This window comes from Pleurocapsa minor HA4230-MV1, assembly GCA_019359095.1.
Classification (GTDB): domain Bacteria; phylum Cyanobacteriota; class Cyanobacteriia; order Cyanobacteriales; family Xenococcaceae; genus Waterburya; species Waterburya minor.
In genome coordinates this window covers 491,420-516,172 of sequence record JAHHHZ010000036.1, presented here as the reverse complement: position 1 = coordinate 516,172, position 24,753 = coordinate 491,420, and the positions used below count along the sequence as shown (strand labels likewise).

At 42.9% G+C, this 24,753-nt stretch carries 23 protein-coding genes; all 23 read left to right on the top strand.

Annotated features, from left to right (window positions below):
- Positions 1-120: 120 nt before the first annotated feature.
- The 23 genes from KME09_26295 (at position 121) to KME09_26185 (ending at position 24,636) form a co-directional block, all read left to right on the top strand.
- Entirely contained in the window at positions 121-1,641 is a 1,521-nt protein-coding gene (locus KME09_26295; protein ID MBW4537452.1) for an NADH:flavin oxidoreductase, read from the top strand.
- Positions 1,642-1,748: 107 nt separating this feature from the next.
- Positions 1,749-3,236 carry a c-type cytochrome gene (locus KME09_26290; protein MBW4537451.1) on the top strand — a complete coding sequence of 496 codons (1,488 nt, stop codon included), beginning with the start codon at positions 1,749-1,751 and terminating at the stop codon, positions 3,234-3,236.
- Between the two features lie 12 nt (positions 3,237-3,248).
- The gene (locus tag KME09_26285; protein MBW4537450.1) at positions 3,249-3,680 is read left to right on the top strand and encodes a hypothetical protein; all 432 of its coding nucleotides are present in this window, start codon (positions 3,249-3,251) and stop codon (positions 3,678-3,680) included.
- Between the two features lie 121 nt (positions 3,681-3,801).
- Positions 3,802-4,242, top strand: a complete 441-nt coding sequence (locus tag KME09_26280; protein ID MBW4537449.1) for a hypothetical protein — start codon at positions 3,802-3,804, stop codon at positions 4,240-4,242.
- A gap of 3 nt (positions 4,243-4,245) precedes the next feature.
- The gene (locus KME09_26275; protein MBW4537448.1) at positions 4,246-6,372 is read left to right on the top strand and encodes a hypothetical protein; all 2,127 of its coding nucleotides are present in this window, start codon (positions 4,246-4,248) and stop codon (positions 6,370-6,372) included.
- A gap of 591 nt (positions 6,373-6,963) precedes the next feature.
- A complete protein-coding gene (locus tag KME09_26270; GenBank protein ID MBW4537447.1) occupies positions 6,964-7,923 on the top strand; it encodes an AraC family transcriptional regulator in 960 nt (319 codons plus the stop codon).
- Between the two features lie 484 nt (positions 7,924-8,407).
- Positions 8,408-9,358: a hypothetical protein gene (locus KME09_26265; protein ID MBW4537446.1), complete on the top strand. Its 951-nt coding sequence runs from the start codon at positions 8,408-8,410 to the stop codon at positions 9,356-9,358.
- A 136-nt stretch (positions 9,359-9,494) separates the two neighbouring features.
- Positions 9,495-10,607, top strand: coding sequence for a patatin-like phospholipase family protein (locus KME09_26260; GenBank protein MBW4537445.1), 1,113 nt, complete (start codon positions 9,495-9,497; stop codon positions 10,605-10,607).
- Between the two features lie 430 nt (positions 10,608-11,037).
- A complete protein-coding gene (locus tag KME09_26255) occupies positions 11,038-13,041 on the top strand; it encodes a hypothetical protein (protein MBW4537444.1) in 2,004 nt (667 codons plus the stop codon).
- Positions 13,042-13,072: 31 nt separating this feature from the next.
- Positions 13,073-13,741: a DJ-1/PfpI family protein gene (locus KME09_26250; protein MBW4537443.1), complete on the top strand. Its 669-nt coding sequence runs from the start codon at positions 13,073-13,075 to the stop codon at positions 13,739-13,741.
- Positions 13,742-13,787: 46 nt separating this feature from the next.
- Positions 13,788-14,642 carry a type 1 glutamine amidotransferase domain-containing protein gene (locus KME09_26245; GenBank protein MBW4537442.1) on the top strand — a complete coding sequence of 285 codons (855 nt, stop codon included), beginning with the start codon at positions 13,788-13,790 and terminating at the stop codon, positions 14,640-14,642.
- 340 nt (positions 14,643-14,982) lie between these two features.
- The gene (locus KME09_26240) at positions 14,983-16,692 is read left to right on the top strand and encodes a thiamine pyrophosphate-binding protein (GenBank protein ID MBW4537441.1); all 1,710 of its coding nucleotides are present in this window, start codon (positions 14,983-14,985) and stop codon (positions 16,690-16,692) included.
- A 35-nt stretch (positions 16,693-16,727) separates the two neighbouring features.
- On the top strand, positions 16,728-17,153 hold the full coding sequence (locus KME09_26235; GenBank protein ID MBW4537440.1) for a nuclear transport factor 2 family protein: 426 nt from the start codon (positions 16,728-16,730) through the stop codon (positions 17,151-17,153).
- Positions 17,154-17,197: 44 nt separating this feature from the next.
- Positions 17,198-17,833 (top strand): nuclear transport factor 2 family protein, encoded by a 636-nt coding sequence (locus tag KME09_26230; protein ID MBW4537439.1) that lies wholly within the window; start codon positions 17,198-17,200, stop codon positions 17,831-17,833.
- Positions 17,834-17,927: 94 nt separating this feature from the next.
- A complete protein-coding gene (locus KME09_26225; GenBank protein MBW4537438.1) occupies positions 17,928-18,758 on the top strand; it encodes a hypothetical protein in 831 nt (276 codons plus the stop codon).
- 24 nt (positions 18,759-18,782) lie between these two features.
- The gene (locus KME09_26220; protein MBW4537437.1) at positions 18,783-19,559 is read left to right on the top strand and encodes a hypothetical protein; all 777 of its coding nucleotides are present in this window, start codon (positions 18,783-18,785) and stop codon (positions 19,557-19,559) included.
- A gap of 85 nt (positions 19,560-19,644) precedes the next feature.
- Positions 19,645-20,070, top strand: coding sequence for an ester cyclase (locus tag KME09_26215; GenBank protein ID MBW4537436.1), 426 nt, complete (start codon positions 19,645-19,647; stop codon positions 20,068-20,070).
- 3 nt (positions 20,071-20,073) lie between these two features.
- Positions 20,074-20,511 carry an ester cyclase gene (locus KME09_26210; protein MBW4537435.1) on the top strand — a complete coding sequence of 146 codons (438 nt, stop codon included), beginning with the start codon at positions 20,074-20,076 and terminating at the stop codon, positions 20,509-20,511.
- Between the two features lie 21 nt (positions 20,512-20,532).
- Complete coding sequence (locus tag KME09_26205) at positions 20,533-21,615, top strand: aldo/keto reductase (GenBank protein ID MBW4537434.1); 1,083 nt, start codon at positions 20,533-20,535, stop codon at positions 21,613-21,615.
- A gap of 7 nt (positions 21,616-21,622) precedes the next feature.
- Positions 21,623-22,132 (top strand): hypothetical protein, encoded by a 510-nt coding sequence (locus tag KME09_26200; protein ID MBW4537433.1) that lies wholly within the window; start codon positions 21,623-21,625, stop codon positions 22,130-22,132.
- A 53-nt stretch (positions 22,133-22,185) separates the two neighbouring features.
- Complete coding sequence (locus tag KME09_26195; GenBank protein MBW4537432.1) at positions 22,186-22,566, top strand: nuclear transport factor 2 family protein; 381 nt, start codon at positions 22,186-22,188, stop codon at positions 22,564-22,566.
- Between the two features lie 40 nt (positions 22,567-22,606).
- On the top strand, positions 22,607-24,139 hold the full coding sequence (locus tag KME09_26190; GenBank protein ID MBW4537431.1) for a GMC family oxidoreductase N-terminal domain-containing protein: 1,533 nt from the start codon (positions 22,607-22,609) through the stop codon (positions 24,137-24,139).
- 77 nt (positions 24,140-24,216) lie between these two features.
- Positions 24,217-24,636 carry a VOC family protein gene (locus KME09_26185; GenBank protein ID MBW4537430.1) on the top strand — a complete coding sequence of 140 codons (420 nt, stop codon included), beginning with the start codon at positions 24,217-24,219 and terminating at the stop codon, positions 24,634-24,636.
- Positions 24,637-24,753: the final 117 nt, after the last annotated feature.

Below are 24,753 nucleotides of genomic sequence, written 5' to 3'. Positions count from 1 at the left end.
TAAGTATAGGCTTAAATTAAATAGTTTTAAATGTTTAGATAAAAATTTTAACAGCCCACAATAAGCAAAATAAATTACTTTGCTTGTTCCCTCGCTCCATATTTTTAGGAGGAAAAAGATATGTTATTTCAACCATTGAAATTCCGCCACCTGACAGTTAAAAATCGTATTTTTCGCTCCAGTATTACGGGGCGTTGGGATAACTATAATGGTTCGGGAAATCAAGCTCGGGTCAATTGGGAAAATAAGTTTGCTAAGGGAGGGGTTGGAGCAATTATTTCTTCTTATGCCCCTGTTTCTATTGAAGGTCGAATTACGCCTAATGTAGTCACCATCGACTGTGATGAAAGAATTCCCTTTTGGCGTACCGTGGGAGAAGCAGTACGCCGATATGAATGCAAATATATTATTCAGCTAAGTCATTCTGGTCGGCAGAGAGACATTGAAGGGATTGAAAACACGCAAATTATTGACCAGCAAATTGCACCGAAACCTGCGCCAAGCTCAACGGATCGAGCAGATCGAATTCACGGTCTACCTGCGATCGAGATGCCAACTAGCCAAGTTAAACAAATAGTTCAAGACTTTGCCAGAGCAGCAGCAAGAGCGAAAGAAGCGAACCTCGATGGTATCGAACTACATAGCTCTCACGGGTATTTAATCAATCAGTTTCTTAGTTCTGCCATTAATCAACGCACCGATGAATATGGCGGGGAACTTAAAAATCGCTATCGGTTTCTGCAAGAAATTGTGCGAGAAATTCGTAAAGTGGTGGGAGATGAATTTCACCTACAGGCAAAGATTAGTGTTAGGGAGTTCAATAACATTATTACGCCGTGGGAAAAATCTGGGAATACCTTAGAGGAAGCTATTCAAATTTGTCAGTGGCTGGAAGAAGATGGTGTGGATGCGATTCACGTTTCTAGAGGTAGCACTTTCCCTCACCCGTTGTTGCCCTCTGGCCCTTTTCCGTTCCAGATGGTGCGATATACCTACGATACGATGACCTCAAGCGGTGGCAAGAATAGCTTTCGCAACCTAATTTTATTTCGGTATTCCTGGCTGCAATTTATTTTTCAAAGGATTTGGGGACGACTACCTAGAAAAATCGAAAATAGCTACCAACAGCCTGTCAAGGGGTCAGAGATTCAAAACGAATGGCTGGATGAATTCTTTAAAGAGCATTTGTCTACCGCAGAATTTAGCAAGCTCTTAAATAAACACCAAGGGACAGTTCTCAGAGATGCCAAAGAAATTAAGCAGAATCTGCGAGAAATTCCGATTATTACCACTGGAGGGTTTCAACAAGCATCATACATCAATGCCGCGATCGCGGGTCAATATACTGATGGAGTGAGTATGGCTCGAACACTGGTGGCGAATAACGATCTGGTGAATCAATATTTCCAGCAAGGTAAAGATATTGCCGAGCGACCTTGCACCTATTGCAATCAATGTTTGGGAGCATATTTAGAATTACCGATGGGCTGCTATGCAATCGATCGCTTTTATCAACGTTCGATTAGCAATTTGACGACCAAAGAACGGGAAAAGGCGGCGGAGGAAGCGGCGATCGCTAGAACCCGTGAAGTAATGACCGTCTTCGATCCAGCCCCTCAGTTATCTATGCCACCGATGTAACTTGTAGGGGCGATTCGCGACGCGAAGCTAGTCCTTTAGGGCGAATCGCCCTACGGAATCGCCCTTACAAAATTCTGAATATATTTAATAATATTGAGGTTCGAGAAGTGACCAGCGAAAGTCAGGTATCTAATTCAAATTCAAAGCCAGCTTGGCAAAAAATTGTCGCGGTTATTGCAGCTATTTTAGTCGCGATTTTAATCTTTTTTATTTATTTAGTATCGCCACTAGTATTAGGCAACGGTACGGTTAAGTATGCAGATATTGAAGAACATTTCAAATATGGCTCGATTGGCGGTGAGGCAGCTAATGGTCTTCCCTACTGGGTTTGGAAAGCACTACCAGTTGTTTTTGCCGATCGATTACCTGGAGAGGGATATACTTCCCTGGGCTTTATTCAAGAACCAGGACAAGACTTACCCATTGGTTTTTCTCAAGGCAAGATAGGTTTCAATCGTGTTGCCCAAAACTGCGCCACTTGTCATGCAGGAAGCCTAAGAGATACACCAGAGAGCGAACCGCAGATTATTACGGCTATGCCCTCTAATACAGTCGATTTAGCGGGATATATTCAGTTTCTGGCAGCCGTGGCGATCGATGAGCGATTTACTGCTGATACGATGATGCCTCAGATTGAGTCCCTAGGGGCTAATCTCAACCCCTTAGAAAAGTTAATTTATCGTTATTTTGCGATTCCGCAAACCAGAGATGCCTTAATTACTCAAAGAAGTAAATTTGCGTTTTTAGATCGGCAGTCAGCATATGGCCCTGGTCGAGTTGATACTTTTAGTTCCTATAAAACCCGTCAGTTTAATGTTCCTGCCAACCAGCTACCCCAGTCAGAATTAAATGGGATTGCTGATTTCCCTAGCGTCTGGCAACAAAAACCCCGTGAGGGAATGCAACTGCACTGGGATGGAAACAATACTTCAGTAAATGAAAGAAATAATAGTGCTGCCTTAGCTTTAGTCACCCCCACCACCATTGACTTTGATGCGATTCATCGGGTTGCTGATTGGCTTTGGGAACTACCAGCACCACCTTATCCCTACGCAATTGATCGAGAGTTAGCTTCTGCGGGGGAAAGACTTTATGAAAACAACTGCGCTAGCTGTCATGCTTTTGATGGTGCAAAGGTAGGGAAAGTAACACCGATTGAAGAAATTGGCACAGATAGAGGTCGTCTCGATTCTTATACCAATGAACTGCTGGAGAATCAACGGACATTATTTGCTGGGATTAGTTATCGAGGTGAAGATCAGCAATTTCGGCACTTCCAAAAAACAAATGGCTATGCCAACATGCCTCTTGATGGAATTTGGTTACGCGCTCCCTATCTGCACAACGGTTCAGTTCCGACTTTAACTGACCTATTGGAACGACCAGCTAATAGACCGAAGACATTTTATCGCGGTTATGACGTATTCGATCGCGACAAAGTTGGTTTTGTTTCCAATGTAGCAGAGGAGAACGGCAAACAATATTTTAAGTTGGATACTACCTTACCAGGTAACAGCAATAGCGGTCATTTGTATGGTACGGACTTACCAGCTAAGGATAAAAAAGCATTAGTAGAATATCTCAAACAACTTTAATCATGAACACATATGAACACATACATTGTTTGGTTTAAGCGCGTCGTTTGGTTGGGAATTTTGATCAATTTTACTTATGCAATTTTTGCTTTTGTGATTCCAGAACAATTAATTACCTTCTTTCAATTGGGTGAGAGCAATTCGACTGTTTGGCTGTTTAATTATTCAGTTCTTTTGGTATTACTCAGTTGTTTTTATATTCCTGCTGCCCAAGATCCCGATCGCTATTTAGTTAATTGTTGGCTTTTAATTGCTGCTCGCTTAATTCCAGCCACAACTTTTTTTATTGGTGTTTCGATTGGTTATATGCCTAGTGGATTTGTAACTTTGGGTATTGGAGATTTAACTATTGGCATCGCCGAAGCAATCCTTTTAACTCTAGCACTGCGACACAAATCAACAGAATCAACAATAAGCTTCTTGCACAAGTCCAATAAACCTTGATTGAGTAAAGGGGAACGGGGAAAGGAGAAAGGGGAAAGGATTAATTGAACATTATGAAGAATTAATTTTTGCGCCTAGATCTAAATAACAATCAAATATTAAACAACAAGGAGATCAATAAATGACAACAACAACTCCAAAACCAAGTGATTTATTAAATATGTCACAAGCTGAAATAGACGAACTCTACAAACAGGGTTCAGTGGGTGAAATTCCTGATGGAGAAAGTAAAGGTATCGCTATTATTGGTGCTGGAACGATCTTGGTGAAAATATTGGCACTTCTGAGTAAGTTGTTTTTCTGGCGGGGAAAGTTTTTTTATCGAGAAGAAAAGTACTTTTTGAATATAATTCCTCCCTTTGGTTTTCAAGCCTTCAAAGGTGAAATCTATACAGAAAATGGCTGGTTTTGTGAAGGAGAAGCAATTATCTTGGACTACTCCAAAACCTCGTTTATCTTTCAGAAAGTTAGAGAGGAAATGCGCCAGATTGCTCCTGGCTTTTATTTAGCGCAAGTTTACTACGGAAGAACGCGAATCTCTAACTTCACTCTGGAATTTTAGAAGATGAAAAGAATTGTTCTAAATCTAATTGTATGGACTGTTTTAGTGCTAGTTTTGCTCACTGGTTGGCTGCTAGTTCCTGCTACTTTCTGGCAATATGTTTTCTTCTTGCGCGTCCCAATTGTAACGGGTTTATTGCTGTTAAGTTTACCCGCGATCGCCAAGTTTTTCTTACCAGCGATGCTCAAGAATTTATTTGTCCTGCGTGGTATCTGGCAATTAGCTTTTACAATCCTGGGTGCGATCGCAGCAGGTATAGCAGTAATATTTGTTGCCTACACCATACTTCATAATGCACCCGCTCGCTTTGACTTGCCAGAACTATCAGAAATACCCGAATCATGGTTATATGTTCTGGCGATCGCTTTAGCCTTACCGACTTGGATAGCTACCACTGACTTATCTCAAGAAGAACTCAACCACCAAAGATGGACGGGACTTTTAATCGGCTTAGTATCTAGCGGGTGTTTTTTAATCGCTTTTGACAAGATTAGAATTTGGTTAGCCAGCAATGATTTCTTCAATCAGTTATATCTGGCTTTTGTTTTCTTATTGGCAAAACATTCTACCAACGGTTATGTCAATCCCATAACTGGCGAACTTACTGCCGCTCATCTTAATGCCTTTGCTTTCTTTTTAGTTCTTTTATTAGTTTATCTGTTTATTTTTATCGCCTTTAAACCGCGCCCAATTTCTAGTCAGCGTGAAGCCCCTGCACTTTTATATGTCATGCTGCTAATTTCGGCAGGAACACTTTTTTTAGGCAGTTTTACCTTTTATTTTGATTACTTTCGCGTTTCTGTTTTGTCTTTTTGGTTGCTGATCTCTGCTGCTATGTATTGGCTATTTAAAGTGGATCACTTCTTTGAGCTTAAAGAAGATATTCTCAAGAACAAAAGTGAAGATCCGCAGTTAAAAGACTTTAAAACAGTCATCCATCAACGCCTCAAACACCAAAGCCATGAAAAAACTCTAGTAGTCGTTTGTGCTAGTGGTGGTGGCATTCAAGCAGCAGGCTGGATAACTGAAGTCCTGACTGGTTTACAGCACGAGGAATTGTTAGGAACTTCCTTTACTAAAGCAATTAGTTTGATTAGTGCTGTCTCAGGTGGTGCAGTAGGGACAATGTACTATCTCGATCGCTTTGGCTCTAAAGGTTATCCAGAAAATACAGAACTAGAAAACATCTTTAATAGTGCTACCCGAGATAGTTTGGACGCTACTGGCTGGGGCTTGGCTTATCCAGATTTGTGGCGAATCATTGCACTGCCTATCCTTCCCTCCCTTTTGAGTCCTAAAATTAGCGATCGCGGAATTGCCGTAGAAACAGACTGGCAAGGGGAAATGAAAAATCCGAATCAAGAGAAAACTTTAGCCACCTGGCGATCGCAAGTTCTGCAAGGTGAAATCCCCATTCCTATATTCAACGCGACTTTGGTTGAAGATGGTAATCGCTTTTTAGTCACGCCCATGACTTTTAGTGAATCCTCTGAGAAAAAATATTTGGATTTCAATCGTCTTTATGGTGACCATGATCTTGATATCGTCACGGCTGCCAGACTATCCTCAACTTTTCCTTATGTCTCACCGATTTGCTGCAACGATCTTGCTCTAGATCCCAAATACCATGTGGCTGATGGCGGTTATGTCGACGGTTCTGGTTTTGTGACCACAGTTGAATGGCTCAATGAATGGCTAGATCTTAAAAAAGGACTAAACATTAAAAGAGTTCTCTTGTTACAAATCAACGCTTTTCCTCAATCTGAGTTAAATCAAGAAATTAGAGAGCATCAAGGCTGGTTCATGGCGACAATCGCACCATTACTGACACTTTTCCAAGTTCGAGATCCAATCATGGCGACGCGAAACTTAACAGAAGTAGAAATGCTGCAAAAACAATACCCCAAAGAACAGGTAGACATTCGACACTACTCGATTTTCTTCCCTTCCCAATCTGAAGCACCAGAATTTTACAGTCAAGGAGGTCAATATCAACCACCTTTTTCTTGGAAGTTAACTAAAAAAGAAAAAGAAGCTATTAAAGACGGCTGGAAAGCAATAAAAACCAAGAAAAAAATTCAAGAGCTTAAAAAGCTTTGGCGAGAAGATTGGGGAATGTCTAGTGATTGAACATGGGTAGTAAGTAGTAAGTAGTAAGTAGTAAGTAGTAAGTAGTAAGTAGTAGGTAGTAGGTAGTCCTAAAAGGCGACGCGCAGCTAGTCCTAAAGGATAAGCTTCGTGACCAGAGGGAATCCTTTAGGGCAAATGCTTTAGCATACCGCTTCGCATATAGGTAGTAGTAAAAAACGTCCTAACATTGTCTAGTATTCCTATACATATTGTTTCATGAGTTTTTCTATGAGTTTTATGAGATTAAGAGACTAGAAGTAAAACTACTATAAAAGCAGGTAAATTTATCAAATACAAACAAGGAGAATTATCAAAACTATTTGAGCTTTTTCCTGGAAAAAGTAAGCTTTTTAACAGGAAAAATGGCAACTAAATGTTGACCCGCGCGATCCAAAGGCTAAGCGAAGCGCGATCGCACTCCAGAGTAAGCTATTTGTATTCGTTATTCTTTTTCTTTGTTACGAGCTGCTCAATTCCCAATTTACCCGAATTCAAGATGATATTTGCTAGGAATAAGTTCGTGATATTTAGCGAATGTTTTGACCAAGTTGAATCTTGACGATTAAATCAGTTCCTAAAAGGAGAAAAACAATGAAAAATCCAATCATGTTCGAGAAAGATACTACAATACTGTCAGCTAATTACGTTGCGCCACCACCACGAACACTGTCTTTATCTAACCAAATCCTTGATAGCGCTCCCAAGATAACAGTATTTCGCTCTACAGGTTCGGATACTCAATCTTCACGTCCTCATGCACATTCTTTTTTTGAACTATTTTTCCTTGAAGAAGGTGAAGGCTGGTACATGATAGGCGATCGCAAGCTTTGGGCTAAATCTGGCGATCTTTTTTTAATCGCTCCTGGCGAGGTTCACGATCCCAGTGGTCTCGATCGCGCTACTAAATGGATTGTTGGTTTTGAAGCCGAAGCACTTCACCCAGCATACACTGATGCCAATATATTTTTAATGCTCCCTAATCGAGTAATCGAGTCGTTTTTACCAATCAATAACCTTAAAATTAAACATTTCTACATTCCAGAGAAAGAGCGATCGCGATGGTTAGACCTCTTTGGACAGTTACAAAACGAACTTGGTAATCAAGAACTTAGTTTTATCGAGGCAGCACGCGCCCTGTTGATGCTATTACTCATTGAAACTGCTAGATTCAGCGAACCACAATTATCCAAATCAAACAAATCTTCTACTCAGCGATCGACCAAAAAAGGTTCTCCAGTAGTGGAAAAAGTGTTATCTTTCATCGCGACCAATTTCCGTAATTCTATTGGTTTACAAGAAGTTGCTAAGGAAGTTAACTTTTCTCCTGCTTACCTAACCGATCTGATTCGGCGAGAAACTGGAAAAACCGTAGGCAGCTGGATTGTCGAGCGTCGCATGACAGAGGCCCGCCACCTACTGCTAGCAACCGATCTCCCTGTGAATCAAATTGCGGAGTCAGTAGGCTATTTTGATTCAAGCTATTTTATTCGTCTATTTCGTCGGCTTAACGGTACAACCCCTCATGCTTGGAGGCTGCTATATCGTCAATAGCTGTTAGCTCTTAGCTATTAGCTTTAAGCACGAAGAGGTTTTGAACCTTTTCTTTTTAAGAAAATTTATTAGATCGAAGCTTGATAAATTTAAACATAACATCGAAAAAATAACCGCTCAAATCAAAAGAATGTCCCTTGTTTATCAAAGATAAAATTCCTAGACTAAAAAAACAATCAATTTAGATTAAACAAGTTAATTAATTGTCCAAAAGTTTGAATAAAAATAACTTACTTGCGTGGCAATTTTTATGATTTAAATTCCTGCGCTTTTCAGTTGAGTAGACCATATAGCAGTCCTATTTGATTCATGAAAGGACATTGATTGGTTTTTAGGTAGTAGGTAGTAGAAATTTCTTATCTCATTTGGGATTGCTATATAAATTAAACCTAATAATTAGCTAAGAGCTAAGAGCTAAAAGCTAACCAATTAAAAACGTAGTCTATTCAAATGAAAACAACTGTAAGAGTAGAGAGGTATCGTGATGGCTACTGACTACATTCTATTTGTACATGGTGTTAACACCCGCCAGGCACACGAGCAAAGTACATATGCCGATCCGCTGTTTGAGCGTCTGCAAGCATCTACTTTAGATAGCGATCGCCATTTGAAGAAGATAGCTTTTTATTGGGGCGATCTCAACGTTGAAATTGAAAATTCACTTTTAGCACAACTGCAAGCTTCTCCCCTGTGGGAAGGACTCTGGTTTAGAAAATTCCGCTCGCAGCAAATTCTTCAGTTTGCTGGAGATGCAGCTCTCTACGTTAGTCGTCACGTAGGTTCTAGGGTTGTCAAGAAGCTCAAGATGGATGCTCTTAATATAGTTGCTGATTACGAGCCAGGCGATCGCCTGCACGTCGTCACCCATAGTTGGGGGACTGTAATTTTATTTGACATCTTATTCGCCACTCGTTGGGATGAGCCAACTGTACCTGGACATCAAGAAGTAATGACAATTCGTGATGCCATATTTGGGGTATCTGGCACAGATGCCGATACTCGCGATCGCGGTATTAAACTTGCCAGTATTCATACTATGGGATCGCCGATCGCAATTTTTAGTCTTACGGATATCGTACCAGGGAAAGATGGTGCTAGTTCCCCTAGCGGACACGATATCACCCCCTGTCTTCAGAAGCTATTAGAGCATCTTTATGTAGCGCGACAACACCAAAAGCTACCTTGGAGGAACTATATTCATCCTGCCGATCCCCTCGCTTACCCACTTAAACAACTGATGAGTGGTCTAGTGGATGGTGATGCAAAATATTTAGATATTCAAGATGTAATTACTCGTCAAGCAGGAAGATTCGACTTTTTGACACAACCTTTAAACCAAACAGGTTTAGCTCTAATTCAAGGTGGTAATGCTCATGGTAGTTATTGGCAAAGTAGGCAGGTGGTGCAAGAAATTTGTAATGTCATCTTTGCCTAGAGTGACGGTTAGGAAATAGGAAGTAGGAAATAGAAAATAGGAAATAGTATTTCAAAGATGTCCTAATGTTTTTACTTATGGCTATATATCGAACAAAGCATCTTGCTTAGCAAATACTAATAATTAGGTAAAATTTATGAATTGCAAATTTAATCTTTTATCAATTGATGGCGGTGGTATTCGCGGCATCATTCCAGCAATTATTTTAGTTGAAATTGAAAAGCGGACAGGCAAAAGAATTGCGGAACTTTTCGATATGATTGCTGGAACTTCGACTGGAGGGCTAGTAGCTCTTACTTTAACTAAACCAAATCCAGTGCAACCAAATATCGCTTTTTATACAGCTAAAGATATTGTCGAGCTTTATAGAAATCATGGCAGACGCATCTTTGACGAACAAGAGTCATTTTTAGATGAATCATTAGAACAAGTTTACAACCAGTTTCGCAACCTTTTACAGAATTTGCCTCAAGCGATCGACTTACCTGAAATCGATATCAATAGTCTACGCGGGCCCAAGTTTCCATCAACTGGAAGAGAAGAAGTTTTAACAGAATTTCTCGGAGAGACTTTAATGAAAGAAGCACTTAAAGAAGTTTTTATTACTAGCTATGACACTGAATTACGAATGCCAATCTTTTTTACTAGTAACGAGCAAACTCAAACAGAAGAAAGACGTAATTTTCGTAAAATATGCGATGGTTACACGATGAAGCAAGCAGCAATGGCAACCTCGGCTGCGCCAACTTATTTCGCTCCTTACAAAGTTGAGACGATCGCCACCGATAGCGGTTATTATTCACTCATTGATGGAGGTGTTTTTGCTAATAATCCTACTTCCCTAGGAACGCTAGAAGCAATTATTTCCCACAAAAAAGCAACCAAAGAAACACTCAAGCTAGACGATATTCTGGTTGTTTCCCTGGGTACGGGTTCGCTGACACGGCAGTATCTCTACGATAATATTAAAAATTGGGGTTGCCTCGATTGGGGGCGATCGCTAATGGGTATAGTTTTAGATGGTCAGAGTGAGTCAGTAGCTTGTCAGCTAGAGCAGTTGTTACCAGAAAGCGAGGACGAGCCTCAGCGTTACTATCGCTTTCAAGGACTATTAAATGATGCTAATGATGATATTGACGTGACAACTCCAGAAAATATTGCCGAGCTAGAAAAGGTGGCAAGGCTAATCGTGCAGCAGCAAGATCGAGATTTAGATCGACTGTGCGCACAGTTAGTAGAGAAGAGATAGTATAGCCGTACAAAATTAGCGATAGACAATTAGGTAATAGGTAATAGGTAATAGGTAATAGATAATAGGTAATAGGTAAATAGCTAGGAACTATGAGGTCTTTCTTTTTTAGGAAATTTACTAGCTCAAAGCTTTACAAATTTACAAATAACATCGAAAAAAAAACCGATCAAATCAAAAGAATGTCCCTTGTTTGTCAAAGACAAATTTCCTAGACTTAAAAAAACAATCAATTTAGATTAAACAAGTTAATTAATTGTCTAAAAGTTTGAATAAAAATAACTTACTTGCATGGCAATTTTAATGATTTAAATTAATTGTTAATGGTCGTATAAGTTCTAGCTATTTTTGTCTGGCTTAAATAGATAATTAGCAGACAATTAGTCATAAGTTTGACCATAAGTAGAGAAGTATCTAACAAAATAAATCCATGAGACAATTTACTCAAAGTACGACACTGATGGGTTATGTGACTGAGATTAAAGAACAGGACTCTGCCTTTAGTATCAAATGCCGTAGTGGCGATGAATTATTGATCCATGTTGCCAGAGAAACCCGATTTCAGTCTATGCAAAATTTGGATGGTATCGATCGCGATCGCTATCCAAATCCTGAAGATTTTAGCCAAAATCCGTCACAGTTAATCAAAAAATATATTCATAGCGATCGCTTAGTTGCCGTCGAAGGTGTTTATTTAGAAGATGGTGCTAATCGTCGTTTAGATGCAATTAGTGTTCACCTATTGCAAGCATTTGATGGAGAATTTTTGTTCGAGCAAAATCACTGGTGGTTGACCCAAATTGCTCGACTATCCGACACTTGGCTCGGCTTTTTATTCCCGAATAAAGTCACCTATGAAATTGATGACTTTAGACTCTATCAGACCAACTTAAATATTATTGGTTTACGTACGGATGATAATATTCAGGAAAGTTCGACCCTATCTCGCTTAATCTACGGATTATCTTCAGCTTACTTGCTGACTGGTTCTGAAAGTTATCTCTCAGCTGCTCGTGCAGGAGTTCAATATCAACGGGAAACGTTTCGCTCTTTAACCAGCGATGGCAAACATTGCTTTTGGGCATCTGGTAAGCGTAAAACCGAGTATAGCTATCAACTATACATGACTTCTCAAAATGACGACGATCGCGGCACAATTCCCCTTTACGAACAAATATATGCGTTGGCTGGACTCGCTCAATACTATCGCATTACTCTTGATTGGGAAGTCCTCGATGATATCCTGCGCACAATTCGCACCTTTAACGATTTCTATCTCGATCTCGAATCGAAGTATGGCAAGGATGCTTTTGGGGATTACTTTTCTCACCTCGATTATGCAAACTTAAGCTGGGATAGTGAGGCTTTGGGTGATAACCACGGGCGGAAAAACTGGAATTCCATTGGCGATCATATTCCAGCTTATCTAGTTAATCTGATGATTGCACTCGAACCGCTGCCAATCACTGATGGCAACTATGAAGAGATGCAAAAGTTTTTAGAAACCTGCAAAAAAATTCTCCGTACCACCAGCACAATTATCATCGAGCAGTTTCCCGATCCTGACGAGAATGTGCCATTTGTAAACGAACGATTTTTCCGCAACTGGGAACCCGAACATGATTGGCGTTGGCAAAGAAATCGTGCTGTAGTCGGACACAACTTAAAGATTGCCTGGAACTTGACTCGTGTTGCCAATTACTACTACTTCTCGGCGGACAAAGTTATGGCTGAAGACTGTGAAGAGGCAGAGCGATCGAAAAAATTAGCCGACGATCTGATGAAGCTGGCAGACAAATTAGGCACTACCATGGCAGATCTTGGGGTAGATCTATTTCGAGGCGGTATTTTCGATACCTTAGAGCGCAACCCCGCCAACGGTTTCCCCATCGAATTTCCTTGGAGCAATACCAAAGACTTTTGGCAGCAAGAACAAGCTCTCCTCGCCTACTTAATTTTGCATGGTTGCAGTAATGAGAGTAAAGAACAAAAGCAAGAGTATTTGCGACTCGCTCAAGAGACAGCCGCTTTTTGGAATTTATTCTTTCTCGACCAAGACAGCAAAGGAATCTTTTTCCGCGTTACCGAAAGTGGAATGCCAGTAATTGAAGGTGGTTATGGTAACAAAGGCGGTCATGCCATTTCTGGCTATCATGCCTTCGAGCTAAATTATCTAGCGCATATTTATATTAGCTCCTACGTAACGAAACAACCTTTCTGCCTGTACTTCAAACCGAATAAAAATTGCCGTCAGCGATCGCTAAATGTCTTACCTGATTTTGTCAGACCCAATACTTTACAAGTCAACCGCATCAACATCGATGGCGGTGAACGAGACTCATTCGATCCTGATAACTTCCGCATTACTTTGAGCGAAAAAGAATTCCAGTTGGGTTCAGAGGCAGAGATTGTTGTAGAACTCAAGCCTTTATAGCTGAACTCGTTGAACTATTAGCAGGTAAGAAATGGCTACCCAAATATTAGCAGGGAAGAAAATTGCTGTACTCGTCGAGACTGAATTTATTCCTGAAGAAATTAAAACCTATCAAACACGCTTTCCCGAACTGGGAGCAACCGTACATTTAATGTCTCGGTTATGGTCAAATCCATCTGCGCGCTTTGTCTCCGATATCGATGAAGTAGATGGAGAAATTCCCGAATACATCGAAGTCAACATTGACTTTCAAAATGTAGATCTTAATGAATATGCGGCAGTGATCATGGCAGCTAACTACACCAGTGTACGCCTGCGTTACTTTGAACCCCCAGAAGGACAGCCAATAAGTCCAGAACAGACTCGCACTGCTCCTGCCGTCCAATTCTTCGCTAAAGCAATGGCGAATCCCAAAATTATCAAAGGCTTGCTGTGTCATGGATTATGGCTGTTGACACCAATGCCAGAGTTACTCAAAGGGCGAAGAGTAATTTGTCACCAAGTTGTTTTAGCAGACATCACCAATGCAGGTGCAATTTACGTACCCCCCCCTGTTGATTCCCAGCCCAACGACCCCAAAAATATTGTGGTTGACGGGGATATGGTGACAGGACACTCAGGAGGCGATGTAAATGCCTTTATCGATGCGATCGCACAGCAAATCGTCCTTAAAGAACAAGGCTTAAAGCTTAAAGCTTAGAGCTTTTATTCAAGATTCCACTTATTGTAATTAGGAGATCTTACCAATGACTAGAAAGATTTTGATCATACTATCGGAATGGGGTTATTGGGGCGAAGAATTAATTGGCCCCCTCGAAACCTTCGATGCTGCTGGCTATCAAGTTGAGTTTGCCACTCCCACAGGCAAAAGACCAGTCGCAATCAGTGTCAGTATGGATGCCACATTTGTCGATCCGCCTTTAGGTCGTCCCGTAGTTTCTCAAGAAATGGCAGAGAAAGTCAGAGCAATTGATGACCCCAGTAATCCCCGCTTAAATAATCCCAAAAGTTTAAGAGACTGGTTGCCCGAAAGACCTTACTGGAGTTCTGCGAAATTCCTGCGGGAAATGGAAGCATACTATCGCACACTTCAAGAAATCCGCGAACAAGAACTCAGTCAATACGATTCCATGTTAATCGTTGGCGGTAGTGGCCCGATGGTAGATCTGGTCAACAACCAGAGAGTGCATGACTTGATTCTCAACTTCTATCAAATGGATAAACCCATTGCTGCTGAGTGCTATGGAGTTCCTTGTCTTGCCTTTGCTCGCGATCTTGGCGATCGCCAAAGTATTATTCGGGGTAAGCACGTTACAGGTCATTGTTTGGAATATGACTATAAAGACGGTACGGGATTTATGGGAACTAACGTCGATCCTAGTCTCGGTAACATTAACTTTGGCCCTCCATTCTATCCATTAGAGTACATCCTGCGGGACGCCACAGGCCCTGAAGGACAATTCCACGGCAATGTGGGGCGTGAAGTCTCAGTGATTGTCGATTACCCCTTCATTACAGGTCGCTCCACTCCAGACTCTTATGCTACGGGTCAAAAAGTAGTAGAAGTCTTAGAGCAAGGTTTAACCAGATACGGCTGGTAGTAGATCGTCAAGTTTGAATTGATGGGTTGAGATTAGGTAATAGGTAATAGGTAATAGGTAGTAGGTTAAAAACTCATTACTCATTACTCAAAACGAATTTGACGACCTAGTAGTGAAAGAGGCGTTGCTGATTGAAAGCATGAAGCACAAAAAAATACTGTTCGTAGCTTTTAAATGCTACCCAGTAACAGCGTGTCCTTGTCTCTGCGCCTTTGTCCTAAAGGATTCCCTAAAGGGCGACACGGAGTTAGTACCCTTGCGGTATACACCTTCGGATAAACTTCGCGTCCGTCTTTGCGCCTTTGTGTCTTTGCGCGAGACTCTTCTAAAAAAAAAAATCATGGAAAAAAGAAATGGTCGATTTGCAATCATCGAACAATTACTAGCAGATGGCATCCGCTATATGTTCGGCAATCCTGGGACATCGGAAGAAGGATTTCTCGATGCACTCAGAGATTATTATCCAGAGTTTGAATACATTCTGGCATTACAAGAAACGATCGCCGTGGCAGCAGCAGATGGTTATGCTCGCTCTACTAAAAAACCAACGATCGTCCAACTCCATAGCGGTGTTGGTCTAGGTAATGGTATTGGCATGATCTATCAAGCAATGCGCGGTCATGCACCACTAGTCGTACTAGCAGGTGAATCTGGCCTTCAATACGATGCCATGGATGCACAAATGGCAGCAGACTTAGTGAGTATGGCAAAACCAGTTACCAAATGGGCAACCAGGGTAGTTCATCCTAGTTCGTTGCTGCGGGTATTACGACGGGCGATCAAAATTGCTGCTACTCCGCCGATGGGGCCCGTTTTTGTCTCCTTACCCATGGATGTCTTGGATGCTGTCAATGAAGAAGAAGTGGGAAACACTTCGATCCCCATTACAAGAGTTGCTCCCGAACCAGAGGCGATCGCCCAAGCTGCAACCATGCTAGCTCAGGCAACAAAACCACTCGTTATCGTTGGTGATGGCATAGCCTATTCCGATGCCCAAGCAGAATTAACCCACGTCGCCGAACTGATTGGCGCACAAGTCTGGGGTTCTGATTCATCCGAACCAAATATGAATGCTACCCATCCGCTATATGGCGGGCTGTTGGGGCATATGTTTGGCGAAGTTAGCAGTCGCACAACATCCCAAGCCGATGTCGTACTGATTTGCGGAACATATGTTTTCCCCGAAGTATTTCCTGCTTTGTCGGATGTGTTTGCTCCTGGTGCCAAGATCGTCCACATCGATTTGAATGCTTATGAGATCGCCAAGAACTTTCCTGTGGATTTAGGCTTAGTCAGCGATCCCAAAACAACCCTTGCCAAGCTGGGGGCAGAATTAGCCAAAACTCTCACCCCTGAGCAAAAGCGAATGGCTGGTCAGAGAACCACTAAAATTGCTGAAATCAAACAGCAGGCAATGAGTGAGCAGTTTGCTGCCGATCGAGCCGTGCATGACTCTGTACCGCTGCATCTATCACAGTTTGCCGAAGAATTAGCCAGACACTTACCACCAAATGCGATCGTCTTCGATGAGGCACTCACTCATTCTGAAGAGCTGTGTCGCTATATTCCACCGACGACCCTGGGGCATTATTTCCAGACGCGGGGCGGTTCTCTGGGTGTAGGCATTCCTGGGGCAATTGGCATCAAACTCTCTCATCCAGACAAAACAGTGATCGGTTTTACAGGTGATGGTGGAGCAATGTATACCATTCAAGCGTTGTGGACGGCTGCCCGCCATAACATCGACGCTAAATTTGTGATCTGCAACAATCGTAGCTATCGCATTCTCAAACTGAATATTTTGCAGTATTGGCAAGAACGGCAGATCGAGCCACATGAATTTCCCGCTTCTTTCGATCTGTGCAAACCAGCTTTGCAGTTTGACGAATTAGCAAGGGCAATGGGAGTGCAAGCCGTGCGGGTGGAGACACCAGAAGAGATCAAACCAGCGATCGCTCAAGCACTATTCCATAATGGCCCATTCCTAATCGATCTAGTGATCGGCAACGAAGTACCAGGCAGTCTAGTTAGTCCTAAATGCGGACAGTAACAAGTTTAATTACTCACAAAACAAGGAGCAGAAAAATGGCAAATCCAAATGTAGAACTCATTCAAAGAATGTACGAATGCTTTAATCGCGGTGATATGGACACTATTCGGCAAGAAATCTTTGCTGCCGACCTCATCTGGCGTTTACCTGGGCATCACCCCTTAGCAGGAACTAAAAATGGTGCTAATGAAGTGATTGCTTTCTTTGAGCAGTTGAATAAAGCAGGTATCCAAGTGGATCTCAGCGGTATTGATGCTTGGGGAGAAAGCACGGTTGTCGAAGTCCACCGTGGGCATGGAGAAAGTAACGGCGCGGTTTTAGATGCCCTTAACTGTACTCACTACCATATCCGTGAGGGCAAAATTGCCGATGTTCAAGTTTACATTAGCGATCAACATACAGTCGATCAATTTTTCAACGCTGTCTACGCTCTCAAACCAATCCCCGACCGCCTAGCCTAACAGTTACCCAGTTTAAAACACAAATAAAATCAGGAGAAGTTCAAATGCCTATTATTCGTGTCACCCTCTTAGAAGACTTCGCCAGTTCAGAACAAAAAGGTGAGATTGTTCAGGAATTAAGCAATACCCTTGCTAATGTCATGGGTGAAATTGTTCGTCCTTACACTTATGCCCTAGTGGATGAAGTGCAAGCAGGTGCTTGGGGAGTTCAAGGTGGAGTACTGATGACTGAAGAAATGATGAGAGCAGGAATAGCCACTTCCAATCAACAGCGATCGCTCCGCCTAACTGAACAACGGGTCAGGGAAGCATACGATGTACTGGGTAGCGGAGACAGACAGAAAATTGAGGAGTATTGGGATCAAGATATGACCTGGTTAGTTCCAGGACACAATCAAGTCTCAGGCTTGAAAAGCGGCTTAGATGAGTTCCTGGCATTTATGGACAAGGTAGGATTCCTCACCGACAACAGTTTCCAAATGTCCTGGGACAGAGTTCTCATTACTGGAGACACTTCCGCAGATATCAGACACAACACTGGACATCGTGCTGGAGACGAAAGCAGACAGTTAGCTATTGATGTCGTTCATATCCTGCGCTGGCGCGATGGCAAAGTGATTGAAGGTAGCGGACTTATTTTTGGCGACGGTACTGCCCAGTTCGATGAGTTCTGGCGTTAGTACTGAAATATGCCAAATACCAAACATCAACAAAAGAAATAAAGAGAAAGACCTGAGCTTACGTTACGAACAAATATAAGGAAAGAGATTTATTATGACATCTATGTTGTCCACCATATCAGAACAATTTACCAATGCTAGTCTGGCAGGCACTTATGGGCTAGTTGGTATCGGTCGGGGCGGGCAGACACAGACTGCTTCGGTTGGCGTTCTTACCTTTGATGGATACGGCAACGTTTCTGGAACGGAGATCACAAATGCACCAGGGACTGACTTTAATGCCAGACTTTTGGTCAAATCCTCTTTCCAGGGAACCTACACAGTCGATCAAGATGGGTCTGGGTATGGCTCAACCAGGATAATCTCAACCATGTCTGACGGTTCTAGCAGTGAAAGAGAAACTATCTTTTTGATTACTAAAGCCGAACTGGTCGGCAGCGTCAAGATTGCCCAAGAACTTTCTCTGATGCAGAATACCGTAGACCCTGCTTCGGGGAGTTTAATGATGTATTCAGCAACCAGACATCCAGACGGGGGAAAGTTCTCGCTAGCCAGCTTTCAAGGCACTTATGGCGGGCCTGGTATTGCCCGTGGTAACCAGACTCCAGCCATAGCCATCGGCGTTGGTGCAGTCAATTTTAACGGTAATGGTGGCTTCACTGCGGTAGATATCCAAAATCTGCCAGCTAATCTGTTTTCCGAGCGACGCTCAGTCACCTTCGATACCCCCGAAGGTAGATATACCGTAGAAGAGGACGGAACAGGAACCATCATCGGTCAAAACGGTCAGGCTGTTCTGGTGGTCACCAAAGCTCATGTGGTCGATGGCGTTAAGGTCTGCTTGGAGTATTTCTTCGTCACTAATGATTTGCTGCCGCCAACAGGAAACCTGGTGACGACCTTCGTGACCAAGAGACTGGCGTGAGATGTTCTACAAAAGAGGCTGGTGATGGAATCTCAACCAATGTTCACTAATTATAATCTACAAGGAACTTACGCCTTCAGCGGTACGGGATGGGGAGGTCAGTCTCCTTTGTCCTCGATTGGTCTTCTGACCTTCGATGGTCAAGAAAAGGTCACGGGATTCACTTGGCAGAACTTGCCTGGCGACCAGTTCGGAGAACGGAAGTTTCGAGAACTCCCTGTTAAAGGAACTTATACCGTCAACGAGAACGGCACTGGCAATACTCGCTCAGCCGAGGACACAGATCCAGAAATACTCTTGGCGATCGCCAAAACTAACCACCTCGACGGCACAGAAATTGTTCAGGAATTCTCTTTTGTCCTACGGCAGTTGGAGCCAGTGACAGGAAATCTATTCACAGCGATCGCAAAACGTTTACCGAAGGATGGTGAGTTCACCAACGCCAGCCTTAGTGGTACATACGTTGGAGCTGCGGTTGGGCGAGGTGGTCAGACTCCAGGAGCAGGGTTTGGCATCCTAACCTATGACGGTAACGGTGGGTTCTCCGAATCCAATATTTCCAACGTCCAGGTCGGGTCGTTCCGCGAACGGGCATTCGTTACTGGCTCTGACCAAGGGATCTATACCGTGAATGGAAATGGCACTGGTACGGTTGCTGGTGGCGGCGTAGTTTTCGTGATCACCGAGGCCGAGGTGGTCAACGGCATTAAACGTGCCTTGGAATATGCCTTTGTCGTCGCCGACCTAGTGCCAAGTAACGGTAGTTATTTTACAGGTATCACTAAACGACGGTCAGATTAGCCAGCTTAAAAATGACAGACGCTTAAGCAACTGCTTGAGACGATGCTCATTCCAGTAAGTTCAGCACACATAAGGAAAATAGGCAATGTTAATAGAAGAGAACAAGAACGCTATTCACCGTCTTTTTGAAGCACTCAGTCAAGGGAATATGGACACACTCGATGAGTTGATGATCGCCGATTTGATCCTCCACGGTGACGACCTTTTACCCTTCGGACGCGGTCGCGAATCAATTAAAAAACTGATTACGGCGTTTCGCACTGCCTTTCCCGATGTCACATTTACTCTTGAGCAAATATTTGCCGAGCAAGATAAGGTGGTCAGTTATGTAACAACAAGTGCGACTCACAAAGGACAGTGGCTCGGTGCGGCTCCCACAGGGAAAGAAATTACCTGGACAGCCTCGGCGATCGCCCGTTTTAACGAGGGCAAGATCGTAGAACTTTGGGGAATTAAAGATGAACTAGGCATGATGCAACAACTTGAGTTAGTTCCAATGATAGGAGGATAGGTAATGTCAGTAGCAGAGAACAAAGTTATTGTCCGCCGTTTCTATGAAGAAGTCATGAACAACGGTGAAGTGGAATTGCTAGACGAAATCATGGATGAGGAATTTGAGGATCGCGGTGAAGCACTTTTCGGCAGTCCCCAGGGTCGCGAGGTAATTAAGCAAGGAATTATCGCAACTCGCTCGATTCTTCCCGATCTTCATGTCAGCATTCAGGAAATGATTGCCGAAGACGACATGGTGGGAGTGCGCGGGATCATGCGCTGCACCCATCAAGGGGAATGGCTTGGGGTTAATCCAACTGGTAACGAACTGACCTGGAAGGGAATCGCCATGTTCCGTCTTGCTAACGGCAAATTAATGCAGCGTTGGTTCAACTCAGATGGTTTGACCATAGTACAGCAACTTGGTTTAGTTCCTCCATTAGTTAAATCAGCTTGGTAATTTTTTATGGCAACTATAAATATGCAGCTACCAAAACTAACTCAACTTCACAATTATCGATTACTTGGTCGCAGTGGCTTGCGAGTCTCGCCACTTTGCCTAGGCACAATGACCTTTGGTACTGATTGGAATTTTGGAGCCGACCGAGAAGAGAGCCGCAAGATCTTCGATCTGTATATGGAGCGTGGTGGGAATTTTATTGATACAGCCAATAATTATACTAATGGAACTAGTGAATCTTTTCTGGGTGAATTTATTGGTCAAAATCGGCAGCATTTAGTATTAGCGACGAAATACAGTCTTAATACTTATCCTGGAGATCCTAATGCTGGCGGAAATCACCGCAAAAACTTGATTCAGGCTGTAGAAGCTAGTCTTAAACGTCTGAAAACCGACTACATCGATATTTATTGGCTGCACTGTTGGGAATTTAGAACGCCGATTGAAGAGGTCATGCGTGCTTTAGACGATTTAGTACGAGCTGGAAAAGTACTTTATTTAGGAATTTCTGATACTCCTGCTTGGAAAGTTGCTCAAGCGAATACTCTCGCCGATCTTAAAGGTTGGAATCCTTTTATCGCCATGCAGGTTGAATACAACTTGATTGAAAGAACTCCAGAAAGAGATTTAATTCCCATGGCGCAGGAACTTAATATTAGCGTTCTACCTTGGTCTCCTCTAGCTGGTGGTCTACTAACTGGTAAGTACAGTAAGTCTCCTCAGATGACAGGGGAAAATTCCGAGGTAGCCATGGAGGGTGGTAGAGGAAATTGGGTCACCGACAAGCTCGACGATCGCAATATTCGTATTGCTGATGCAGTGCAAAAAATAGCTCAAGAGATCGGGAGTTCCCCTGCTCAAGTTGCCTTGAATTGGTTATTGCAAAAAAACAGTAATATTGTGCCGATTATTGGAGCTAGAACGATTAAACAGCTTGAAGATAACCTGAGTTGTTTAGATTTCACTCTTTCTCCTGAACATATGGACTATTTGGATGGTGTCAGCCAAATCGATTTAGGATTTCCCCACGCTTTTATCAACAGCGAGATGGTGAAAGACCTAATTAGTGGTGGCACTAAGATTACAACCAGTTTAATTCGCTGATAAAAACATGAACACACTAACCACTCTGACTGAGTCTGAAGTTAAACAATTGGTAGACGATTGGTATCTAAAATTAGATGTCCATGCACCCATTGCCGAGGTTTTACCCTTATTAGCAGGTGAAACTCTGGAAATGCAGTTACCAGAAACTACCCTGCACGGTCTAGATGGATTCAGATCTTGGTATGACCGTGTAATTCACACCTTCTTTGATGAAGTACACACTTTACAAACATTAGATATTACAATCGATGGCGATCGCGAAGCGCGACACGAAGTTAGTCCTTTAGGATACCCGAAGGGCTTGCACTCGAATGGGTGTAATCTCGCTGATGTGCAACTAGTCGTACGCTGGGAAGCTAGTCGCTGGAACGCACCAGCCCCAAAAAGTGAAAGATTAGCCTTTGATGCAGCTCAAAGATGGGTGGTAGTGCGATCGCCCCAGACTCAACAACCAGCGATCGTCACCTACATCGTCGACTCTTTGACTACCCTACCAGGATTCCCCAACCTTTAAATTTCAAATAACTGTTAAAAATCCACAAATTCACAAACTACTAAGGAGCATTTATGAACACTCAAGACATCATCAACAAATACTACGAATCTGCTAATGCAGGGGATTGGAATACCTGGGTATCGCTATTCGCGGACAACATGGTCATGGATGAGCAATTAGCAGGTCATCTAGAAGGAATTGAAATCTTACGAGGTGCAATTGGCGGACTTGAAACAGGCTATTCGCGCTTCCAAAATCAACCCCAAAAAATTGTCATTAATGGTCAAGAAGCTTGCGTTGTTTCTCACATTTCGGCGGCTAATGCTAGTGGCGTACCAATAGAGGCAGATGTTGCCAACTATTTTCGCATTGAAAACGGCAAGATTGCATACATGGCAAACTTCCACGACACTAGACCATTCGATCCCTTTGTCAATCAGAACGCGAGTTAATTCAATTAGCTCTTAGCTATCAAAAGTAGAGAGTATCTATATGAATGAATTTGATTTTATCGTTGTGGGAGTTGGTTCGGCTGGTGCAGTTGTGGCTAACCGACTCACTGAAAATCCAGAAGTGAAAGTGCTGGCTTTAGAGGCTGGCAATCCTGAAATTCCGCCGAATGTTTCTAACCCCTCAGCCTGGCCAAGCTTATTGGGTTCAGAAGTGGACTGGAACTATACCAGCGTTCCTCAACCTGGTTTAGATGGGCGAATTACGCACGAACCGCGAGGCAAAATTCCAGGTGGCAGCAGCAATCTATATATCATGATGCACATCCGAGGGCATCAAGCGGATTACGACAACTGGGCATATAATGGCTGTCCTGGCTGGTCTTACCAAGATCTTTTGCCCTATTTCCAAAAACTGGAAGATCAAGAAGATGATACCAGTCCTTGGGCAGGGAAAGGCGGGCCGTTATATGTTGCCAATGCCAAATTGCACAACCCGAATCCGACTTCGGAAGCGTTTATTCAAGCTTGCCTAGAACTGGGGCATCCCTATACGCCAGACTTCAACGGTTCCAATATGGAAGGGACAGGCTGGCATCATGTCAACATTAAGGATGGCAAGCGTCAAAGTACTGCCGTTGCTTACCTAAATCCAATTTTAAAGCGACCAAATCTAACTATTAGTACCAATTCTCAGGCGACTCGGTTGTTGTTTTTTGGCGATCGCTGTACAGGGGTGGAGTATAGACAAAATGGCGAACTTAAAACCGCCCAGGCTAACTGTGAAGTTATTGTTTGCAGCGGTGCGATCGAGTCACCTAAGCTACTGTTGCTTTCGGGAATTGGCAATCCGAGTCACTTACAAGAATTTAATATTCCTGTGGTGGCAGATCTCCCTGGTGTCGGTGAAAACTTTCACAATCACGTCTTGGTTGGTGTCATTGCCGAAACTGCTCAACCCGTACCACCACCAAATCAAAATCTTTCCGAAAGTGCCTTGTTCTGTAAATCCGAACCTGGTTGGATTGGCCCAGACTTGCAGATTGCTTTCGTCCACGTTCCCTTTGATGTAATTGTTGGTCAAAACTATCCCAATGCCATCAGCATTTTACCTGGTGTTGTTCGTCCCCTATCTCGCGGCTGGATACGCTTGGCAAGTAATAATCCCTTAGATAAACCCTTAATTAACCCTAACTATCTGGGAGTTGAATCCGACCTGGAAAGGTTAGTTCAAGGAGTCGAAATTGCCCGTGATATTTTTGCGACTAAAGCTTTTTCTGGTTGGGTAAAGCAAGAGCTGCTACCTGGTTCAGACGTTAGCGATCGCGATCAATTACGGGCATTTGTCAAGCAAAGAGCAGATACCTACCACCATCAAGCGGGTTCTTGCAAAATGGGCAGCGATCGCTTAGCAGTTGTCGATCCCCATCTGCGGGTTTATGGCGTAAAAGGATTACGGGTAGCCGATGCCAGTGTTATGCCTGTCGTGCCTTCGGGTAACTGTCATACAGGTATCTTGGCGATCGCCGAAAAGGTATCGGACTTAATTAAACAACAGCACAGTTTATCAGATTGATCAGACTAACAATACTAACCGAAAACTTAAGCTAAGAGCTAATAGCTAACGGCTAAAAGCTATTAAACAGGTGAATTATGACTTTACAAATTTTTTCGCAAGTAGCACTAACCTGCCAAGACCAGACAGCGACTGAAGAATTCTACAGCAAACACTTTGGGTTTAAACGGGCGAGGGTGGCAAAACTGCCAGACGGCAGTCAAATTGTGTTTATCAAAATGGGCGATAGTGCTTTCTATTTTGAATTGTTTCAAGCAACCGAAAAACTACCCATTGCTCCCGCGATAAATGATGGTTATCAGTTTCCTTCAGTGCGTCATCTAGCTTTCAAAGTTGATGATGTAGATGCCAAATTAGCTGAGATGGGGAACGATGCCAAAATTACCCTCGGCCCCCTTAACTTTGATGACTATATCCCAGGCTGGCGCACGGTTTGGATTGCCGACCCTGACAGCAGAATTGTGGAAATCTCTCAGGGATTCATCGATGAAAATTAGCTTTTAGCTTTTAGCTCTTAGCTTACAGATGCTTTACTTCTCGGGAATATAGCAAACTCCAATACCGATTGCACCAATCCAATTGATCAAATTCTCAAAAATAACTTTGTGGTAAAC

Bases quoted from the DNA above. Each gene is read 5' to 3' on its own strand.
- KME09_26295 (MBW4537452.1), top strand. From the start codon at position 121: ATGTTATTTCAACCATTGAAATTCCGCCACCTGACAGTTAAAAATCGT.
- KME09_26285 (MBW4537450.1), top strand. From the start codon at position 3,249: ATGAACACATACATTGTTTGGTTTAAGCGCGTCGTTTGGTTGGGAATT.
- KME09_26280 (MBW4537449.1), top strand. From the start codon at position 3,802: ATGACAACAACAACTCCAAAACCAAGTGATTTATTAAATATGTCACAA.
- KME09_26275 (MBW4537448.1), top strand. From the start codon at position 4,246: ATGAAAAGAATTGTTCTAAATCTAATTGTATGGACTGTTTTAGTGCTA.
- KME09_26270 (MBW4537447.1), top strand. From the start codon at position 6,964: ATGAAAAATCCAATCATGTTCGAGAAAGATACTACAATACTGTCAGCT.
- KME09_26265 (MBW4537446.1), top strand. From the start codon at position 8,408: ATGGCTACTGACTACATTCTATTTGTACATGGTGTTAACACCCGCCAG.
- KME09_26260 (MBW4537445.1), top strand. From the start codon at position 9,495: ATGAATTGCAAATTTAATCTTTTATCAATTGATGGCGGTGGTATTCGC.
- KME09_26255 (MBW4537444.1), top strand. From the start codon at position 11,038: ATGAGACAATTTACTCAAAGTACGACACTGATGGGTTATGTGACTGAG.
- KME09_26250 (MBW4537443.1), top strand. From the start codon at position 13,073: ATGGCTACCCAAATATTAGCAGGGAAGAAAATTGCTGTACTCGTCGAG.
- KME09_26245 (MBW4537442.1), top strand. From the start codon at position 13,788: ATGACTAGAAAGATTTTGATCATACTATCGGAATGGGGTTATTGGGGC.
- KME09_26240 (MBW4537441.1), top strand. From the start codon at position 14,983: ATGGAAAAAAGAAATGGTCGATTTGCAATCATCGAACAATTACTAGCA.
- KME09_26235 (MBW4537440.1), top strand. From the start codon at position 16,728: ATGGCAAATCCAAATGTAGAACTCATTCAAAGAATGTACGAATGCTTT.
- KME09_26230 (MBW4537439.1), top strand. From the start codon at position 17,198: ATGCCTATTATTCGTGTCACCCTCTTAGAAGACTTCGCCAGTTCAGAA.
- KME09_26225 (MBW4537438.1), top strand. From the start codon at position 17,928: ATGACATCTATGTTGTCCACCATATCAGAACAATTTACCAATGCTAGT.
- KME09_26220 (MBW4537437.1), top strand. From the start codon at position 18,783: ATGGAATCTCAACCAATGTTCACTAATTATAATCTACAAGGAACTTAC.
- KME09_26215 (MBW4537436.1), top strand. From the start codon at position 19,645: ATGTTAATAGAAGAGAACAAGAACGCTATTCACCGTCTTTTTGAAGCA.
- KME09_26210 (MBW4537435.1), top strand. From the start codon at position 20,074: ATGTCAGTAGCAGAGAACAAAGTTATTGTCCGCCGTTTCTATGAAGAA.
- KME09_26205 (MBW4537434.1), top strand. From the start codon at position 20,533: ATGCAGCTACCAAAACTAACTCAACTTCACAATTATCGATTACTTGGT.
- KME09_26200 (MBW4537433.1), top strand. From the start codon at position 21,623: ATGAACACACTAACCACTCTGACTGAGTCTGAAGTTAAACAATTGGTA.
- KME09_26195 (MBW4537432.1), top strand. From the start codon at position 22,186: ATGAACACTCAAGACATCATCAACAAATACTACGAATCTGCTAATGCA.
- KME09_26190 (MBW4537431.1), top strand. From the start codon at position 22,607: ATGAATGAATTTGATTTTATCGTTGTGGGAGTTGGTTCGGCTGGTGCA.
- KME09_26185 (MBW4537430.1), top strand. From the start codon at position 24,217: ATGACTTTACAAATTTTTTCGCAAGTAGCACTAACCTGCCAAGACCAG.